The sequence below is a fragment of the uncultured Desulfosarcina sp. genome, from assembly GCF_963664155.2.
GTDB lineage: Bacteria > Desulfobacterota > Desulfobacteria > Desulfobacterales > Desulfosarcinaceae > Desulfosarcina.
Window position 1 is genome coordinate 4,622,550 of record NZ_CAXXXH010000001.1, and the last position, 18,518, is coordinate 4,641,067.

Here is an 18,518-nt window from a genome sequence, read left to right on the forward strand (position 1 = left end):
AATAAAGATGATTCAGACCGAAACAAAACTGACGGTAGCGGACAACTCGGGCGCACGTGCGGTTTACTGCATCAAAGTTTTGGGGGGATCCAAGAGACGGTATGCGGGCATTGGCGACATCATTGTGGTTACTGTAAAAGAAGCCATTCCCAACGCCAAGGTTAAAAAAGGCGATGTCCTCAAGGCAGTCGTGGTCAGAACCAAAAAAGCAATTCGGAGGCCCGATGGGTCATTCATTCGATTCGACGACAACTCCGCCGTGTTGATCAATAATCAGCGTGAACCTCTCGGTACTCGTATCTTCGGACCGGTAGCCCGAGAGCTTCGTGCCAAGCGATTTATGAAAATCGTATCACTTGCACCCGAGGTGCTTTAATTCAAGGCCCCGCTTCGTGGAGAAAACGAAATGATCAGAGACTCAATTAAAATTAAGAAAGATGACAAGGTTAAGGTCATCGCCGGCAAAGATAAAGGCAAGGTCGGAAAGGTTCTCAAGGTCAGCGGGAAAAAAAACCGGCTACTCGTCGAGAATATCAATGTCGTCAAGCGGCATACCAAGCCTAACGCTCAGAACAGACAGGGTGGAATCCTCGAGAGCGAAGCACTGATCCACTGGTCCAATGTTATGTTGATGTGCAACAAGTGCATTGAACCCGTAAGGGTAAAAACCAAAACCCTGGACGATGGCAAGAAGGTCCGCATCTGCAGAAAATGCAGCGAAATTATAGATGCATAGGGCCGGCTAAACGGGAGGCTCTCGGAGGAAAAGAAATGTCACAGCTCAAAACTTACTACGATGAGACGGTGGTGCCTAAACTCAAGGAAAAGTTTAATTACACCAACCCCATGCAGATTCCTAAAATCCAAAAGATCGTGATTAACATGGGACTGGGTGAGGCCATCCACAATATCAAAATCATTGATTCGGCCGTAGAGGAACTTAAGCTGATCTCCGGCCAGCAGCCGGTGGTCACGCGGGCCAAAAAGTCCATCGCTTCGTTCAAGCTGCGTGAAGGTATGCCTATCGGCTGTATGGTCACGCTCCGCAAGAAACGAATGTACGATTTTCTCGACAAACTGGTCAATGTGGCGCTGCCTCGCGTTAGGGATTTCAGAGGCATCTCCGGCAAGGCCTTCGACGGAGCCGGGAATTATTCGCTTGGTGTCAAGGAACAGTTGATCTTTCCTGAAATCGAATATGACAAGATTGACAAAATTAAAGGCTTGAACGTCAGCATTGTGACAACGGCCAAAAGTAATGAAGAGGGAAAAGAACTCCTCAAGTTGATGGGAATGCCTTTTAAGAATTAACAAGCCCGGTGGTTACAAGGAGAAAGCAGTGGCGAAGACATCACTCAGAGAAAAGGTAAAAAGGAAACCGAAATTCAGCGTACGGGCATACAATCGATGTCCCATATGCGGAAGGCCTCGGGCATTCATCCGAAAGTTTGGCATTTGCCGAATCTGCTTCCGTAACCTGGCTTCCCAGGGAAGACTCCCTGGCGTGGTTAAGTCCAGTTGGTAATCACCAATTGAAAATCGAATAACTAATTAGCGTAGGGAAACAGCGATGAGCGATCCAATAGCCGATATGTTAACCCGCATCAGGAACGCCGGGAAAGCGAAACACAACAGTGTTGACATTCCCGGATCCAAAATAAAAACAGAAATCGCCAGGGTTCTTAAAGAATCGGGCTATATACGAAACTTCAAGTTCATCAATGATGGAAAGCAGGGCATCCTTCGGATCCATCTTAAGTACACGGGTGCTCAGAAACATACCATTATCAACATTGAACGGATCAGCAAGCCTAGTCGAAGGACTTATCTCAACGCCAACGCTGTGGTGCCTATTTATAACGGTCTGGGAATCGCCGTCATGTCTACCTCGCAGGGAGTGATGACCGACAAGGCGGCAAGAGAAAAAAACATCGGCGGCGAAGTGCTTTGCACCCTCTGGTAAAATGCCACGTCATAAGGGCAAAAGCTGCTCCTGATCCGGAACTAACCCTGGTTGTTGACAGGATGTAAAACAAGAGGTGCGATAAATGTCTCGAGTAGGCAAGAAAATAATCAATCTTCCCGGTAAAACCAAAATTGACTACAAAGACCGCGAACTGGTGGTCAAGGGGGAGAAGGGAACATTGACCCGAACCCTCCACCCTGCGGTCGATCTGGCAATAACGGAGAAAACTATTTCTGTGACCATCGATCAGGAAGATCGAAAAACCCGGTCTCTTCAGGGACTGACCCGCAGCCTTGTGGCCAACATGGTGGATGGCGTCAGCAAAGGATTCGAGAGAACGTTAGAGATCAATGGGATAGGCTATCGGGCTGAAATGAAGGGGAACTCAATCGTTTTGAACTTGGGATACTCTCATCCCATTGATTTCCCTTTACCTGAAGGCGTTGATGCTACGGTCGATAAAAACAATGTCATCAAACTCACCGGCATTGATAAGGAAAAAGTCGGACAGACCGCCGCATCCATACGAAAATTGAGAAAGCCGGAGCCTTACAAGGGCAAGGGTGTCAAATACGCCGAAGAGTACATTCATCGAAAGGCCGGAAAAACCGGCACCAAATAAATATCACGGCGCAGTGTTGCCTTAGGTAACCAACCGATGCACGGCGGCTAAAAAAGGAATGGGAAATGGGTTCAACAAACGAAAAAAAGAAAATTTGGCTGAAACGTAAAAAAAGGATCAGCAAAAAAATAATCAGCACGGTTGAAAGACCCAGGCTATCGGTTTTTAGAAGTGCCAAACACATTTACGGCCAGATTGTCGATGACACCACCGGAAGAACCATCGTGGCTGCCAGCAGCAACGAAAAATCGGTGAAAGATCAGCCACCGTTCGAAAGCAAAGTCGCCAAGGCGGTTTTCACAGGAAAGCTGCTTGCCCAGCGAGCCATGGACAAGGGCGTTAAAAAGGTCGTTTTCGATCGAAACGGTTTTCTGTATCATGGACGCATCAAAGCCTTATCCGACGGAGCCCGGGAAGCGGGTTTGGATTTTTAGTAATCACCAGTTAAGGAGGCAGACCTTTGTTTAAGCAAGATACAGATGAAAACCAACTGATCGATAAAGTGGTACACATCAGCCGCGTGGCTAAGGTGGTCAAGGGTGGTCGTCGCTTCAGCTTCAGCGCCATTGTCGTTGTCGGCGACGGAGAGGGAAGTGTCGGATATGGTCTCGGGAAAGCGGGTGAAGTTCCTGAAGCCATAAGAAAAGGCGTTGAAAAGGCTAAAAAGACAATGGTTAAGGTCCCGCTGACCGAAGGAACGCTTCCCTTCAAAGTAGTGGGCCGATTCGGCGCGGGCCGCGTGATGTTGAAACCGGCCTCCGAGGGTACCGGCGTCATCGCTGGTGGCGCTGTGCGGGCTGTGCTCGAAGCTGTGGGCGTGCAGAACATCTTAACCAAGTGTATGGGTACCAACAACCCTCATAATGTCGTCAAGGCCACCGTTGATGGTCTGAAACAGCTGGAAAGTATCGAGTCGGTGGCCGCCAGACGTGGACTCAAAGTCCAAGATTTAAAATAAGGAAAACGAACGATGAGTGGAATGCTGAAAATCACGTTGGTAAAAAGCATGATAGGACGACCTGAAAAACACCGGAATGTTCTTCGGGGAATGGGCCTTACCAAGCTTAATCGAACCGTTGAATTGCAAAACACCCCTTCCGTGAGAGGAATGGTTCAAAAGGTATCCCACCTGGTGGTTGCCGAGGAGAAATAATCGATGAGACTCAACGATTTGGCACCTGAGAAGGGGCAGCGAAAAACAAGAAAGCGGGTTGGGCGCGGCGTAGGCTCAGGATCCGGAAAAACTGCCGGCAAGGGGAGCAAAGGTCAGAATTGTCGTTCCGGCGGCGGCGTAAGACCCGGTTATGAAGGCGGTCAGATGCCGATTCATCGCCGTTTGCCCAAAAGAGGGTTCAAAAATCCTTTTAAAAAGACATTTGCCATCGTCAACGTCCAGGATTTGAATCGATTTGAATCCCAGTCGGTTGTCGATGAAGTGGTCTTGATCAAAAGCGGCCTGGTTAAAGGCGATCGAGATGGCATTAAACTGTTGGGGAAAGGGGACGTAACCGTTCCCGTAACGGTTCGGATCAACAGTATCAGTGAAAGCGCCAGACAGAAAATTGAAGCTGCCGGCGGAAAGATAGAGGTTATCTGAACATGGTTGGCAGCGGATTCGGAAACATTTTCAAAATCCCCGAACTCAAAAAGCGCATTCTGTATACGTTAGCCCTGCTTTTCGTTTACAGAATCGGCGTTCACGTACCGACGCCCGGAATCGATACCGATGCTCTGGCTTCATTCTTTGCGAAAATGGAAGGAACCATCTTCGGTGTTTTTAACATGTTTTCCGGTGGTGCGTTAGAACGGCTTTCCGTATTCGCTCTGGGTATTATGCCATACATCAGCGCCTCCATTATTCTGCAACTGTTGACTGTGGTTATCCCCCATCTTGAGCAACTGAAAAATGAAGGCGAACAGGGCAGGAAAAAAATCACCCAGTACACCCGCTACGGCACGGTTGTATTGAGTATTATCCAAGGGATAGGCATCAGTATCGGACTGGAAAGCATGACTTCCCCTGGCGGTGCCCCCATTGTAATGTTCCCCGGATGGGGTTTCCGGATTCTGACGGTACTGACGCTGACCGCTGGAACCGCGTTTATCATGTGGCTTGGAGAGCAGATTACTGAAAGAGGTATCGGGAACGGGATTTCTTTGATCATCTTCGCCGGCATTGTCGCACGCATGCCAGCCGCAATCATGAATACTTTCCGTCTGATGTCGACAGGTGAAATGAATATTTTCGCCATCGTCATTCTGATAGTGCTCATGATCCTGGTCGTCGGCTTTATTATTTTTGTTGAGCAGGGGCAACGGCGTATTCCGGTACAGTATGCCAAACGGGTGGTCGGTCGACGCATGTATGGTGGACAGAACACGCACCTGCCGCTCAAAATCAACACGTCGGGGGTTATTCCACCGATTTTTGCATCGTCGATCATCATGTTTCCGGCTACCATCGCCAGTTTCATTACGATTCCCTGGATGAAGGCGATTGCCGATGCGATGCGGCCAGGCAACTTGTTCTACGAGCTGTTGTATGTCGGCTTCATCTTTTTTTTCTGTTACTTCTACACGGCGGTGACCTTTAATCCAGTGGATGTGGCTGACAACATGAAAAAAAATGGCGGCTACATCCCCGGCATTCGGCCAGGGAAGCGCACAGCCGACTACATCGACCGCGTGTTGACGCGGATCACCCTTGGCGGTGCCATTTATGTGTCGGCGGTATGTGTGCTCCCCTCTATTTTGATTACCCGCTTTAACGTGCCTTTCTATTTTGGAGGAACGGCATTATTGATTGTCGTAGGTGTGGCGATTGATACGGTGGCGCAGATGGAATCGCATATGCTCACCCGTCATTACGAGGGATTTTTAAAAAAGGGTGGCATTCGTGGAAGGCGATGACACTTACCTTGCGGATATTGTGAACCCAGATATTAAACCGATCCACAACTAGAACGCCAAATGCAGGAGATTGGAATGCCCAAGGAAGAGGCCATCAAAGTTGAAGGCATTGTTTTAGAAACTTTGCCGAATGCGATGTTCAAGGTCGAGTTGGAAAACAAACACCAGGTCTTGGCGCACATCTCCGGCAAAATGAGAATGCATTTTATTAAGATCTTACCTGGAGACAAGGTCACGGTGGAGCTTTCTCCCTATGATCTGTCAAGAGGAAGAATCACTTATCGCTCAAAATAGCAGGCAAGGGTACGCATTCCAGGAACGGCAAACCGGCAATAGCGAACAACCCATTTGCCCTGCGGTACGAAGGAGTCAATAATGAAGGTCAGAGCATCCGTTAGGAAGATTTGCAGCAAGTGCAAAATCATCAAGCGAAAAGGAACCGTTCGGGTTATCTGCGAGAACAAGAGACACAAACAGAGGCAAGGTTAGAGGAGGTTGAACTTTGGCAAGAATCGCTGGTGTAGATTTACCTAGACGTAAACGGATAGAAATCGGACTGACCTATATTTATGGTATCGGAAGAACCGTTTCCAATCGGATCCTCAGCAAGCTGAAAATCGATCCGAATACCAATACAGACGATCTTTCCGAAGCTGAAATCAACAGCATTCGTAAGGTAATCGATAACGAATTCAAAGTAGAAGGGGAGCTTCGAACAGAAGTTTCCATGAACATCAAACGGCTTATGGACCTGGGCTGTTACCGAGGCCTCAGGCATAGACGATCCCTGCCGGTACATGGCCAGCGGACCAGCACTAACGCCAGAACACGAAAAGGCCCTAAACGGTCCGCCATTAAGAAAAAGAGCGCCGCTAAAAAGTAATCCATCATCTGTCAGGGATAAATAAATGCCTAAAAAAACCAAGACGAAAAAAAAGGAAAGAAAGAACATCTCCAGTGGAGTTGTTCATATTCAGTCCACGTTCAACAACACTATCGTTACGATCACCGACTCCATGGGAAACGTGGTCTCATGGTCCAGCGCAGGCGTTCATGGATTTAAGGGATCGAGAAAGAGCACGCCATTCGCCGCCCAGTTAACCGCGGAGGATGCTGCTAAAAAAGCCATGGAACATGGGATGAAAAGTGTTGAGGTATATGTTAAGGGGCCGGGCTCCGGCCGGGAATCTGCACTTCGTGCCCTTCAGGCTGCGGGGTTTAATGTCCTTATGATCAAGGATGTTACCCCTATTCCCCATAATGGTTGCCGGCCACCCAAAAGAAGACGGGTGTAAGCAGTTTTCCGTCTATTTTAGATATACGCAACACGCCACGCTACGGTCTGGTTTAAAAGGAGGACGAATTGGCACGATATAGAGGATCCGTCTGCAGAATATGCCGACGTGAAAATATGAAATTATTTTTAAAGGGAGACCGCTGCTATTCTGATAAATGCGCATTTGACCGGAGAGGTTACGCTCCCGGACAGCATGGGCAGCGGAGACGCGGCAAACCCTCGGACTACGGCATTCAGCTTCGTGAGAAGCAGAAAGTCAAAAACACCTATGGACTGTCCGAAAAGCAGTTCCGGTTATTTTTCGAGAAAGCCGACAGTAAAAAAGGCATCACCGGCACCAACTTGCTTGTCCTTCTCGAACGGCGTTTGGACAATGTGGTGTATCGTCTCGGATTTGCCAACTCCCGAACGCAAGGACGCCATTTTGTGCGGCACAACCACTTTATGGTCAACGGAAAACGTGTCAATATCCCTTCCTACTTGGTTAAAGTCGGCGACACGGTAGAGGTGGCTGAAAAAAGCAGAAAGGTTCAAGCCATCGTCGATTCTCTGGACGCGGTGATTCGAAGAGGATTGCCACAGTGGATTGCCGTTGAAAAAGAGAAGTTCAAGGGCGAAATCAAAAGCTTCCCGGTTCGCGAAGACCTTACTCTACCGATGCAGGAACAACTCATTGTCGAGCTTTACTCCAAGTAACAGGATCGTTTAGCCCGAACCTTTTTGAGAAACATGACTGCATTGATTTTAAATCCTCTTGGAGAAATGTAATGGTTAAAAACGAACTTATGTACATGAACTGGCGTGAGATGATTAAATCTGACAAAGTTCGCGTTACCAGCACCGAAGCATATGGCAAGTTTGTATGCGAACCGTTGGAAAGAGGGTTTGGTATAACCCTAGGAAATTCTTTGAGAAGAACCATTCTTTCTTCTCTCTACGGTGCTGCCATCGTATCCGTTCGGTTCGAATCTGTAGAACATGAGTTCAGTGTAATTCCCGGTGTTAATGAGGATGTATCCGAGATTATTTTGAACCTTAAAGAGGTTCGGCTTAAGATGGACGACGCCAGCCCGCGAACCATTCGAATCGAAAAATCCGGCGAGGGTATTGTCACTGCAGGCGACATTACCAGCGATGACGGCCACGTGGAGATCCTAAATCCCGAACAGCATATTGCGAGCCTGGCTGGGGACGGGAGTTTGAAAATGACCATGGTGGTCAAGGCGGGAAAAGGGTACTCTCTTGCAGAGGCGAACAAGGATGAGGACGCACCGATCGGCACGATCCCCATCGACGCCGTCTTTTCACCGGTTAAACGAGTCAATTACGTCGTGGGCAATGCGCGTGTCGGGCAACGCACGGATTATGATAAACTGACACTGGAAGTGTGGACCGATGGCAGTGTCGCTCCTGAGGATGCGGTTGCTTTTAGCTCAAAAATTCTTAAAGAACAGCTTAGCATTTTTATCAATTTCGATGAAGATGCCGAGCCGCAGCATGATGGCAGTGAAGATGAGTCGGAAAAACCAGCATTCAATGACAATCTTTATCGAAGCGTCGAAGAACTCGAACTGTCGGTGAGAAGTGCGAATTGCCTAAAAAATGCGGAGATTCTGAAAATTTACCAACTTGTTCAGAAAACTGAGAACGAGATGCTCAAAACTAAAAATTTCGGCCGGAAATCACTTAACGAGATTAAGGAAGTTTTGTCTGAAATGGGGCTCTCGTTGGGAATGAAAATCGACAGCTTTGTCCCGCCTGAAGAATCCGTCGAAGAAGGGGAGTAAACGTTCCAATGAGACATAGAAAAAGCGGTGTAAAACTCAATCGGACCACGAGCCACAGACAGGCGATGTTCAGAAATATGGTGACCTCGCTGCTCAAGCACGACCGCATTAAAACTACCGATGCCAAGGCCAAGGAGCTTCGCAGATGGGCCGACCATATCGTGACACTGGCTAAGCGGGGCGACCTTCATGCCAGGCGCATGGCCATGTCCATCGTTCGTGAAAAAGATGTCGTCCATAAGATTTTTGAAGAGGCGTCCGAACGGTTCGGATCAATCAACGGCGGGTATACGCGAATCGTTAAAATCGGCCGACGGCCGGGTGATGCAGCGGCCATGACCCTTGTCGAACTGGTCAGTTCAGATGTCTCAAAAAAGACCCCGACAAAAAAGAAGAAGATGAAAGCCGAGAACAAGCCTGCAGTCGCTGACACCCGATCGACACAGACTGAACCGGCGGTCAGCGAAACAGCGGAAACGGTTGCTGATGATGGTCTGGAAGAAATTGCTGACCTCAATTCGGCGGCGGTTGACACTGAATCGGAGGACACCGGGGCGGATGACACCGCCCAAAAGGATTCCAAGACCTCCGCCGACCTCGGCGTAACCGACAAATAATCGAAACCGCAAATTGCTCGTTACTTCAAAAGGCCCTGATTTATCAGGGCCTTTTTTTCTCATTAATTTAATTCTTTGACTTTTCCCCAATGTTTCTATAAAAATGTTCAGGGCTTCAGTCGGGTTATACCGTCCGGTGATCTATTTAACTTTTGAACGGCTTCCCGCCAAGCGCGGTCCCGGTTCTGCTGCGGCAGAGCCAGCAATCGAAATTTATTCCGATTGCATGCTTTCGGCGAAGATTCACCGCGGCCTGCCGGGGGAATCTTCGCGCTTAAACAAGCCCCCGGTCTGACGATCACGGATTGGATCCATTCTAAATACATTAACTTGAAATTTCATTTTTTATTTAGTGATAGCGCTCCATTCTCGATCATTGCTTGAGAATGACAAGACGTCTGATCCCATGATGCGAATTGGCCATGGACCATCAACTATTTTTTTGGTAGCAGTATTGGATTTCATTTGCTGAATCCGCTTTAAAAATTTTGCTTGACTTAAAAAATTAGTAGCTGTTAAGTAGCTGGTATGTAGCTTGGCATAGGTCTTTTTTTAACAGCGGGGGAACAAAAGGAGGGGCCGGATGATTTTTAAGAAAACAGAGAAGTGGGTATGGGTGACATTGGTGGTTATTGGTATGTGGATCAGCCCTGTTTTGGCAGCTGGACCGTCTTTGGATGCGTGGAAACCCAATTTCGATCCGTCCGGTGCAAAATACAAATGTATCGTTTCCAATGTGTCGCATCCCGTGATCAAGGGCGTCTACGCCGGGTTTGCCATGCGCGACGAGCTGTGGAAGCGCACCAACGGTCAGATCTATCTTGATTTCAAGCCCTTTTCCATGCTGGGCGGTGAAGTCGAGGTCTTAAACCAGCTGCAGATGGGTGCCATCCAGGGCATGGGTGTCAGTTCAGTTGCCGCCACCAACCTGGGACCGCGCTTCGGCTTGGTCAATCTCCCCTTTCTGATTAACTCGTTTGATAAATTAGATAAATTTACAGGAAGCGGGCAACTTTTCGATCATTTCATGATGGCCATGGATCATCAGGGGATCATGGGGCTGGACATCACCGGCTACGGCAACTATGGATGGGCTACCACCACACCAGTGAAATCGATTGCCGACGCCAAAAAAGTCAAATTCAGGATCGCTGAAGCGGCCGTCAATCAGCTCAATTATAAGAACTGGGGGTTCAATCCCGTGGTGATGCCATGGCCCGATGTGCCGGTGGCATTGAAACAGGGGGTCATCGACGGACTCGATCACACGCCGATGGTCTGCAATATCACCAAAAAATTCGAAGTGGCCAAATATTTCACCCAGTTGAATTATGCCCAGGGCCTCTTTATTTGGATTTTCAATAAGGCTTGGTTCAACAGCCTGCCTGCGGATCTGCAGAAAACGTTCAAGGAAACCGTGCACGATGTCTGCGCCAAAATCCGGGTCGAAACCGTTAAGCAGGAAGCTGATGAGATCGCCAAGGCCAAGGCAGCCGGCATAGAGTTTTTCAAGCTTTCGGATGCAGATATGGCAACGCTGAAAGCGGAAGGTGACAAGACGCACCAAACCTTCGCCGCGGAAATAAACAAACTCTATCCGGGCGATACCTATCGGCCGGTCAATTTCCTGGAAGAGGTTCAGGGCTTCATTGGTTACAACAAATAAGTCTTCCATGAAAATCACATCTTGACAAAAGGGGGTTTCCAATGATGAAACCCCCTTTTGTCTATAAAGCTATTGCAAAGGACCGTTGATGACTGGCAAGACGCTTAACGTGCTGGATAAGGTGCTGACCTTTTTCGAAGACTGGACGCTTTTTATCAGTGTTATCGTTGCCTTGGTTGCCCTTTTTTTCAATGTGGTGCTCCGCTACGGGTTCAACTATACCCTGGCTTGGTCCGAGGAACTGGTTCGTGAAGTGATTATCTATACCACTTTTATCGGATGCTGCGCCGCGGTCAAGAACCGTTCAATGATTAAAATTGATGCGTCGGTGCAGTTGTTCCCAAAACTGAAAACATTGTTGACCTATTTCAGCAACACGGTGATCCTTATCTTTTCGGTAATGATGATGGTCTACGGATGGCAAATGGCCGCCATGCAGGCCAGAACTTTTCAAAAGACGCTGATTCTTCAGATTCCTCTGGTCTATCTGTATGCAATTTTGCCTTTGACCGGTGTGTTGATGTTTATTCGAACCCTGCAGGTCATGTATCAGGATTTCAATCAATCCAAAGCGGAAACAAAAACCACCTGAGCCAATTCGAATGGAAAGACAAGGAGAACTCCTTTCATGCAGTTGAGCGACGTGATCATCCTGTTGATTCTGTTGGGGGGGATGGCCACTTACATCCCCGTTTTCATGTGCTTATTTTTTACGGCCGTCCTCGGATTCCTCTTTTTTACCGATATTCCCGTCCTCTTGCTGTTTCAAACTATCTTCCGGAGCATGGACAATTTTGCCCTGGTCGTAGTGCTTTTTTTTATTTTGTGCGGCAACATCATGACGGCCGGGTCCATTGTCGAAAAACTGATCAAGATGGCCAACGCGATGGTCAGTTGGCTGCCGGGCGGCCTCGGTATGGCGGGTGTTTTGGCCTGCGGACTTTTCGGCGCCATATCGGGTTCTACTGTGGCAACCGTGGTGGCATTAGGCGGATTCATGATCCCCGCACTGCTGGAAAACGGATATCCGGAAAAATATACACTCGGCTTGATGACCACATCTCCCAACCTGGGTGTGATTATCCCGCCGAGTATCGGCATGATTCTTTTCTCCATGATCAGCAATGTATCATTGGAGGGGCTTTTTCTTACGGGCTTTCTGCCCGGCGTGCTGATTATGTTTCTGGTTTGCCTCTATTCCTATTTTTTCTTTCGCAATAAAAAAGAGATCGTACGCCTGCCGATTCCGTCCTTCAAGGAAACCATTGCCGTGTTCAAGGAGGGCTTCTGGTCGTTGATGTTGCCGGTAATAATCTTTGGCGGTATTTTTTCGGGAGCGTTTACCGCCAACGAAGCGGCGGTGGTGGCCTGTGTATACGCCTTCATCGTGGAGTTGCTTATCCATCGATCCATGAAGTTCAGCCAGGTCAAACAGATTACGATCAATTCCGCAGTCACGTCGGCCACGCTGTTGATCATCGTCGCCGGTGCCACCTGTTTCGGACGGCTGCTGACACTCGAAAGCATTCCCGGTAGGATTACCGAGGCGGTGCTTTCGGCCATTACTTCCCCGGTGATCTTTCTCATTGCCATGAACGCCATGCTGCTGATCGTGGGCATGTTCATGGACATTATCTCTGCCACCATGATTCTTGGGCCGGTGTTCCTGCCGATGCTGGATGCATTCAACATCAACTGGATGCATTTCGGGCTGATCATGACAGTCAACCTGGCCATCGGTTACTGCACGCCCCCCATGGGCGTCAGTTTGTATATCACCGGAGCTATCGCCAACCGGGATCTGATTTATGTATCCAAGGCGGTGCTGCCCTTTATCGCCATTCAGATCTTTGTTCTCTTGTTGATTACATTCCTTCCTGATGTGGTTTTGTGGTTCCCCAGAACGATGGGGTTCAATTAAAGCCCATGACTGTCATCAGGATGCAATAAAGCCTTCGCGATTCAATCATCCGAAGGCTTTCCTGTTTTCCTGGATTTGTATGGAAGAGGATTGTTTGTTATAAAAATAAACTGTTGAGCCAATTTCAAAACGCCCCATTTCGTCCAATATCGGTGTTGGGCTCACATTTCAATCCTCAACGTAGCGCGGCTACGCCGGCGGTTGAAATGATCGTCCGCCTTGATCTTGACCGAACTATGACGTTTTGAAACAGGCTCTGTTGTGTAGGTTTTTTTTAAAGTCAATTCCAATCCAATTTTAGAATTTTTCATAACCGATATGTGATGACCGGCAGCTGGCCGATGTCGGGAAAAAGGAGCCCCCATGGATTTTCAGTTGACCAAGGAACTGGAGATGCTGCGCAAAGCGGTGCGTGAGTTTGCCGGCAAGCGGATTGCCCCCAACGCGGATCAGTGGGACAAGGATCACTACTTTCCCTACGAGGAGGCCATCAAGCCCATGGGTCAGCTGGGATTTTTCGGCACGGTGATACCCGAGGAGTACGAGGGGGAGGACATGGGCTGGCTGGCGGCGATGATTGTGACCGAGGAGATCGCGCGGGCGGCCAGTTCGTTGCGGGTGCAGGTGAACATGCAGGTGCTGGGTTGCGCCTTCACCATTTTCACTTACGGCACGGAAGCGCTGAAGAAAAAGTACATTCCGGGGTTGTGCACGGCCGACCTGATCGGGGGGTTTGGCATCACCGAGCCGGACGCGGGTTCGGACGTCATGGCCATGACCTCCACGGCGGTGGACAAGGGGGATCACTGGCTGATCAACGGTTCCAAGACCTGGATTTCCAACGCGGACGTGGCCGACGTGCTGATCTACTATGCCTACACCGATCCGGAAGCCGGATCCCGTGGGCTGTCGGCCTTTGTGATCGAGCCGAAGCACTACAACGGCATCAAGACCACGCGTCTGGACAAGATGGGGTCGTTTTCGTCGCCCACCGGGGAAGTGTTTCTGGACAACACGAAGGTCCCCAAGGAAAACATTCTGGGCAAGCCGGGCGACGGGGCGAAGATCGTTTTCGGGTCGTTGAACCAGACGCGGCTGAGTGCGGCAGCCGGCGCCGTGGGGGTGGCCCAGGCGTGCCTGGACGTGGTCGTCAAGTACTGCAACGATCGCAAGCAGTTCGGCAAGCCGATCGGGCAGTACCAGATGAACCAGGACATGATCGCCCAGATGGCCACGGAGATCGAGGCGTCGCGGCTGTTGGTATACAAGGCGGCCTGGGCCAAGGACCAGGGCCGGTTGAACAACGGCCTGGACGTGGCCATGGCCAAGTACTTTGCCGGGGAGACGGTGAACAAGGCCTCCAACTATGCCATGCGCATCCTGGGGGCGTACGGCTACTCGACCGAGTACCCGGTGGCGCGGTTTTACCGGGACACGCCGACGTATTACATGGTGGAGGGATCGGCCAACATCTGCAAGTGGATCATCGCCCTGGACCAGCTGGGGTATCGCAAGGCCAACCGCTAATCCGTTTCATCCACAAATGGCATCTTGCGACCCGGCTCTGCGTTCTCACTTTATTGATGTCCTCGACGTAGCGCTGCTACACCTGCAGTTTCAATAACGCTGCGGCCTTGATCCGAACCCTAATCTGCCACTTCTGAATAAAACGTCGAAAGGAATTCATGCTGTGAGCGACGATATTGTTGAAAAGACAAAAACGACCGGTGCACTTTACTTTAATGGGATCGAGGGTGAAAAACCCTTCGAATTGTGGCGGGCCTTTGATAAGGATATGGGAAAGGATCTATCCCTTTTTATCACCGGCAAGCTGTACGCCCGGGAAAAGATTCCTCATCCAACGCGGCAGCTGATCACGGTGGCCGTCCTGACCGTGCTATCGCGGCCGGAGGAACTCAAGCTGCACATTCAGGCCGCATTGAATGTGGGCTGCACTCCGCAGGAGATTGCCGAGGTCATTTTTCAGACCTTTACCTACGGCGGCATCCCCACGGTGAACACCGCGTTAAAGGAGCTCAGGGACGTTTTGAAAGAAAAAGGCCAATGGCCTATCGCTGAAAAATAGATTAACTTTTTAACCGATTCGGGAGTGAAACCATGAGACCGTATTTTGAGAAAATGCCGGTTTTCGGGCGAGAGATGAACGCCGGACAAATCAAGAGCGCTGAAGAGAATGTCAAGCAGATCAGGGAAATTGAAGCTCAGCTGAAAAAGGAAGTGGAGAAGGTTAAACAGGCCGGGTTTTCGGAGGAAAAGATCAATGCCCGCGGACAGATGACGGTGTGGCAGCGGCTGAACTATCTGGTGGACCCTGGTACTTGGTGCCCTTTGCATACCCTTTACAATCCGGAGGACAACGAAGAGGGCACCACCAACGTCGTGGACGGTCTCGGCAAAATTTCCGGGAAATGGGCCGTGATCATCGGCTTTGACAACAAGGTGCTGGCCGGTGCCTGGCTGCCCGGACAGTATGAAAATATCCTCCGGGTCACCAACCTTTCCAAGAGACTGAACATCCCCCTGGTCTGGTTGGTCCATTGCAGCGGGGTAAAACTGACGGAACAGGAAAAATTCTACGCCGATCGACGCGGTGGTGGCACCACCTTCTTCCGCCATGCGGAATTGAACCAGGAAGGCATTCCTATTTTGGCCGCCATTTACGGTACCAATCCGGCCGGTGGCGGATACCAGGCCATCAGCCCGACGGTCCTGTTCGCCCACAAAGACTGCAACATGGCAGTGGGCGGTGGCGGCATCCTCAGCGGTATGTCGCCCAAAGGGTTCTTTGACGAAGAAGGTGCAGAGGCCCTGATCAATGCGGCCAAACAATTCAAAGCCAAACCACCGGGTTCCGTGGACGTCCATTACGATGGAACGGGTTTTTTCCGCTATGTCTACGAGGAAGAGTCCCAAGTGCTCGACGGCATCAAGGATTACATGAAAGATATCCCAGCTTACAACCCCAAGTTTTTCCGGGTGGCTGAACCCAAATCGCCCCTTTTCCCGGCTGACGACATTTACAGCCTGATTCCCTTTAACCAGAAACAGATTTACGACTTCGACCAGGTGCTGGCCCGAATCGTCGACGGCAGCGAACATATGGAATTTAAACCCGGCTATGGTCCTGAGGTTTATACCGGCCTGGTCAAAATCGACGGCTATCTGATGGGCATTATCGGCAACCGCCAGGGATGGCTGGGAGAAGGCTACCCTGAATACGCCGATTACCCAGGAATCGGTGGCAAACTTTACCGCCAGGGATTGATCAAAATGAATGAGTTCGTCACCCTGTGTGGCCGCGATCGGGTGCCCATCATCTGGTTCCAGGACACCTCCGGCATCGACGTGGGTGACATTGCCGAAAAGGCGGAATTGCTCGGTCTGGGACAGTCGCTGATCTACTCGATTCAGTCCACCGACGTTCCCCAACTGCTGGTGGTGCTGCGCAAAGGCACTGCCGCGGCCCATTATGTGATGGGTGGCCCTACGGCCAACCGCCACAATGCTCTGACGTTAGGAGTGCCGACGACGGAAATCTACGTGATGCACGGAGAGACCGCCGCCGCCGCGAGCTTCTCACGACGGCTGGTTAAGGAGAAAAGTGCCGGAAAACCCCTGCAGCCGGTTATAGACAAGATGAACCAGATGGCTCAGGAATATTACGACAATTCCCGGCCGAGCTACTGTGCGCGCAAGGGATTTGTGGATGAGGTGATCAAAATGTCGGAAATCAGGCGTTACCTATCTGCCTTTGCCGGGTGTGTCTACCAGAACCCCAAATCCATCTGTCCCCAGCACCAGATGCTGACACCCCGCGTGATCAAAGGGTAGCCGGCGTTCAACAGCAAAAACGGACGCAGGCCTGTGGGCCGCGTCCGTTTTTGTTACTGCTGCATGGCTGTCCTGCCGCGAATCTTCTGATTTCCTTGAAGGATTTTGAAACTGCGCTTTATCCGTCGTCCGCTGCAAACAGGCGTTTGCCCTCCCCGATGTGCTTTTTCGCCGTTCGCCTGTCCAGGCCGGTGATGCGTGCTACCGCTTCAATGATTTTATGCTGCCGGTGAAGCATGGGGCGTACCCATCGATCCATGGCAACGATGGCCCAACATCTGGCGGATAAGGACTATCGGGTGGTCAACCTGGACGATCCGTCCACCCAGGCCAGCATCGAAACGCTCAGCCGGGGGATCGTCGCTGAAACGGTCCGGCATTGTCGATTAGACCACCCGTCTGCGCCCATTCATTTCGTCACGCATTCGCTGGGCGGGATTCTGGTTCGGCAATACCTGCAAGTGCATCGACTGCCGCCGGTCAGCCGGGTGGTGATGCTCAGTCCGCCCAACCAGGGAAGCGAAATCGCCGAGCTGATGAAGGATTTCTTTCTTTACCGCTGGCATGGGGCCGGCGGGCCAAGAACCGGGGACGACAGCGGCTTCCCTTCCCCATCGCCTGGGCCCGATAGATGTGCCGGTGGGGATCATTGCCGGAGACAGTACCCTGGAACCCTGGTTTTCCTCCCGGGTACCGGGACCGGATGATGGAAAGTTTTCCGTGGAGGGCGCCCGATTGGCCTAAATGACTGATTTTTTTGGGTTCACAAGAGCAACGGCTTTATCATGAACGACACGGAGGTGATTGCCCAGACGGCCTACTTCCTGGAATATGGGGTATTCTCACCAATTATGCCCAGTCCATAATCACTTTACCCGACCGGCCGGAACGCATGACGTCAAAAGCCTGCCGGAAGTCGTCCACACCAAACCGGTGGGTGATCACCGGCGATATATCCAAGTGGCTCTGGAGCATACTGGTCATTTTGTACCAGGTTTCAAACATTTCACGGCCGTATATGCCTTTGATCTTCAGTCCCTTGAGAATGATCTGCGTCAAGTCTAAAGACACTTCGCCGGCAGGGATGCCCAGGATGGCGACCTGTCCACCATAATTCATGGCCTGGAGCATGTCCCTGAAGGCTTGTACGTTGCCGGACATCTCCAGGCCCACATCAAAACCTTCCTTCATGCCTAATTGCTTTACCGTGTCGGCAATGGTCGTCTGGGTCACATTGATGGCCGCTGTAGCCCCCAAGAGGCGGGCGATCTTCAGCCGATAATCATTGACATCGGTGATCACTATATGTCGGGCCCCCGCATGCCTGGCGATAGCCACGGCCATGATGCCGATGGGGCCTGCTCCGGTGATCAGTACATCTTCGCCCACCAGATCGAAGGAGAGGGCGGTGTGGGCAGCATTGCCAAATGGGTCCATGATCGCGGCGATATCGTCGTCGATGGTGTCCGGTACTTTGAAGACATTGGATGCCGGTACGCTGATGTACTCGCCGAAACATCCGGGCCGGTTGACCCCCACGCCAATGGTGTTGCGGCACAGGTGGCGCTTGCCGGCCCGGCAGTTGCGGCAGTGACCGCAGGTAATATGCCCTTCGGCCGACACCCGGTCCCCTTCTTTCAGCCCCCTGACTTCACTGCCGATCTCGGTAAGGACGCCCACGAATTCATGCCCGATGGTCATTGGGATGGGGATGGTTTTTTGGGACCAGGAATCCCAGTTGTAGATATGAACGTCCGTTCCGCAGATGGCCGTCTTGAGCACTTTGATCAGCACGTCGTTGTGACCGATGCTCGGGAAAGGCACCTCGTCCATCCAGATACCGGTTTCGGGTTTCAGCTTGACAATGGCTTTCATGGTTT

General features: G+C 50.7%; 25 protein-coding genes and 1 pseudogene. 25 read left to right on the forward strand and 1 reads right to left on the reverse strand.

Annotated elements, in window-relative coordinates:
- Positions 1–7: 7 nt before the first annotated feature.
- The 25 genes and pseudogenes from rplN to ACHZBS_RS21165 all read left to right on the forward strand — a co-directional run bounded on the left by rplN (position 8) and on the right by ACHZBS_RS21165 (position 17,345).
- The gene (gene rplN, locus ACHZBS_RS21045) at positions 8–376 is read left to right on the forward strand and encodes a 50S ribosomal protein L14 (protein ID WP_319408475.1); all 369 of its coding nucleotides are present in this window, start codon (positions 8–10) and stop codon (positions 374–376) included.
- Between the two features lie 30 nt (positions 377–406).
- Positions 407–736 (forward strand): 50S ribosomal protein L24, encoded by a 330-nt coding sequence (gene rplX, locus ACHZBS_RS21050; protein WP_394708016.1) that lies wholly within the window; start codon positions 407–409, stop codon positions 734–736.
- A gap of 35 nt (positions 737–771) precedes the next feature.
- Positions 772–1,311: a 50S ribosomal protein L5 gene (rplE, locus tag ACHZBS_RS21055; protein WP_319408476.1), complete on the forward strand. Its 540-nt coding sequence runs from the start codon at positions 772–774 to the stop codon at positions 1,309–1,311.
- A 28-nt stretch (positions 1,312–1,339) separates the two neighbouring features.
- A complete protein-coding gene (locus ACHZBS_RS21060) occupies positions 1,340–1,525 on the forward strand; it encodes a type Z 30S ribosomal protein S14 (protein WP_319408477.1) in 186 nt (61 codons plus the stop codon).
- 45 nt (positions 1,526–1,570) lie between these two features.
- On the forward strand, positions 1,571–1,963 hold the full coding sequence (rpsH, locus tag ACHZBS_RS21065) for a 30S ribosomal protein S8 (RefSeq protein ID WP_319408478.1): 393 nt from the start codon (positions 1,571–1,573) through the stop codon (positions 1,961–1,963).
- A gap of 85 nt (positions 1,964–2,048) precedes the next feature.
- Positions 2,049–2,588, forward strand: a complete 540-nt coding sequence (gene rplF / locus ACHZBS_RS21070) for a 50S ribosomal protein L6 (protein WP_319408479.1) — start codon at positions 2,049–2,051, stop codon at positions 2,586–2,588.
- Positions 2,589–2,653: 65 nt separating this feature from the next.
- Positions 2,654–3,022, forward strand: coding sequence for a 50S ribosomal protein L18 (rplR, locus tag ACHZBS_RS21075; RefSeq protein ID WP_319408480.1), 369 nt, complete (start codon positions 2,654–2,656; stop codon positions 3,020–3,022).
- Between the two features lie 26 nt (positions 3,023–3,048).
- Entirely contained in the window at positions 3,049–3,546 is a 498-nt protein-coding gene (rpsE, locus tag ACHZBS_RS21080; RefSeq protein ID WP_319408481.1) for a 30S ribosomal protein S5, read from the forward strand.
- A gap of 48 nt (positions 3,547–3,594) precedes the next feature.
- Positions 3,595–3,741, forward strand: coding sequence for a 50S ribosomal protein L30 (gene rpmD / locus ACHZBS_RS21085; protein ID WP_394708048.1), 147 nt, complete (start codon positions 3,595–3,597; stop codon positions 3,739–3,741).
- 3 nt (positions 3,742–3,744) lie between these two features.
- Complete coding sequence (gene rplO / locus ACHZBS_RS21090) at positions 3,745–4,185, forward strand: 50S ribosomal protein L15 (protein ID WP_319408483.1); 441 nt, start codon at positions 3,745–3,747, stop codon at positions 4,183–4,185.
- A 2-nt stretch (positions 4,186–4,187) separates the two neighbouring features.
- Positions 4,188–5,498, forward strand: a complete 1,311-nt coding sequence (gene secY / locus ACHZBS_RS21095) for a preprotein translocase subunit SecY (protein ID WP_319408484.1) — start codon at positions 4,188–4,190, stop codon at positions 5,496–5,498.
- A gap of 75 nt (positions 5,499–5,573) precedes the next feature.
- Entirely contained in the window at positions 5,574–5,792 is a 219-nt protein-coding gene (gene infA / locus ACHZBS_RS21100; protein WP_155303848.1) for a translation initiation factor IF-1, read from the forward strand.
- Between the two features lie 81 nt (positions 5,793–5,873).
- Positions 5,874–5,987: a 50S ribosomal protein L36 gene (rpmJ, locus tag ACHZBS_RS21105; RefSeq protein ID WP_083456323.1), complete on the forward strand. Its 114-nt coding sequence runs from the start codon at positions 5,874–5,876 to the stop codon at positions 5,985–5,987.
- Positions 5,988–6,000: 13 nt separating this feature from the next.
- Positions 6,001–6,381 carry a 30S ribosomal protein S13 gene (rpsM, locus tag ACHZBS_RS21110; RefSeq protein WP_319408485.1) on the forward strand — a complete coding sequence of 127 codons (381 nt, stop codon included), beginning with the start codon at positions 6,001–6,003 and terminating at the stop codon, positions 6,379–6,381.
- Between the two features lie 25 nt (positions 6,382–6,406).
- Positions 6,407–6,793 carry a 30S ribosomal protein S11 gene (rpsK, locus tag ACHZBS_RS21115; RefSeq protein WP_319408486.1) on the forward strand — a complete coding sequence of 129 codons (387 nt, stop codon included), beginning with the start codon at positions 6,407–6,409 and terminating at the stop codon, positions 6,791–6,793.
- Between the two features lie 68 nt (positions 6,794–6,861).
- On the forward strand, positions 6,862–7,491 hold the full coding sequence (gene rpsD, locus ACHZBS_RS21120) for a 30S ribosomal protein S4 (protein ID WP_319408487.1): 630 nt from the start codon (positions 6,862–6,864) through the stop codon (positions 7,489–7,491).
- Positions 7,492–7,562: 71 nt separating this feature from the next.
- On the forward strand, positions 7,563–8,582 hold the full coding sequence (locus tag ACHZBS_RS21125) for a DNA-directed RNA polymerase subunit alpha (RefSeq protein ID WP_394708017.1): 1,020 nt from the start codon (positions 7,563–7,565) through the stop codon (positions 8,580–8,582).
- Positions 8,583–8,590: 8 nt separating this feature from the next.
- Positions 8,591–8,950 (forward strand): annotated as a pseudogene (gene rplQ / locus ACHZBS_RS21130) (50S ribosomal protein L17); the annotation flags it as partial.
- A gap of 832 nt (positions 8,951–9,782) precedes the next feature.
- Positions 9,783–10,865, forward strand: coding sequence for a TRAP transporter substrate-binding protein (locus tag ACHZBS_RS21135; RefSeq protein ID WP_319408489.1), 1,083 nt, complete (start codon positions 9,783–9,785; stop codon positions 10,863–10,865).
- 88 nt (positions 10,866–10,953) lie between these two features.
- Positions 10,954–11,457 carry a TRAP transporter small permease gene (locus tag ACHZBS_RS21140; protein ID WP_319408490.1) on the forward strand — a complete coding sequence of 168 codons (504 nt, stop codon included), beginning with the start codon at positions 10,954–10,956 and terminating at the stop codon, positions 11,455–11,457.
- Between the two features lie 36 nt (positions 11,458–11,493).
- Positions 11,494–12,786 carry a TRAP transporter large permease gene (locus ACHZBS_RS21145; RefSeq protein ID WP_319408491.1) on the forward strand — a complete coding sequence of 431 codons (1,293 nt, stop codon included), beginning with the start codon at positions 11,494–11,496 and terminating at the stop codon, positions 12,784–12,786.
- A gap of 363 nt (positions 12,787–13,149) precedes the next feature.
- Positions 13,150–14,313, forward strand: coding sequence for a glutaryl-CoA dehydrogenase Acd (gene acd, locus ACHZBS_RS21150; protein ID WP_319407140.1), 1,164 nt, complete (start codon positions 13,150–13,152; stop codon positions 14,311–14,313).
- 163 nt (positions 14,314–14,476) lie between these two features.
- On the forward strand, positions 14,477–14,872 hold the full coding sequence (locus ACHZBS_RS21155; protein ID WP_319408492.1) for a carboxymuconolactone decarboxylase family protein: 396 nt from the start codon (positions 14,477–14,479) through the stop codon (positions 14,870–14,872).
- Between the two features lie 32 nt (positions 14,873–14,904).
- Positions 14,905–16,638 (forward strand): carboxyl transferase domain-containing protein, encoded by a 1,734-nt coding sequence (locus ACHZBS_RS21160; protein ID WP_319408493.1) that lies wholly within the window; start codon positions 14,905–14,907, stop codon positions 16,636–16,638.
- A gap of 236 nt (positions 16,639–16,874) precedes the next feature.
- Positions 16,875–17,345, forward strand: coding sequence for an alpha/beta fold hydrolase (locus tag ACHZBS_RS21165; RefSeq protein WP_319408494.1), 471 nt, complete (start codon positions 16,875–16,877; stop codon positions 17,343–17,345).
- Positions 17,346–17,487: 142 nt separating this feature from the next.
- On the opposite strand, the gene tdh is transcribed toward ACHZBS_RS21165, so the two are convergent.
- Complete coding sequence (gene tdh, locus ACHZBS_RS21170) at positions 17,488–18,513, reverse strand: L-threonine 3-dehydrogenase (protein ID WP_394708049.1); 1,026 nt, start codon at positions 18,511–18,513, stop codon at positions 17,488–17,490.
- Between the last annotated feature and the right edge of the window lie 5 nt (positions 18,514–18,518).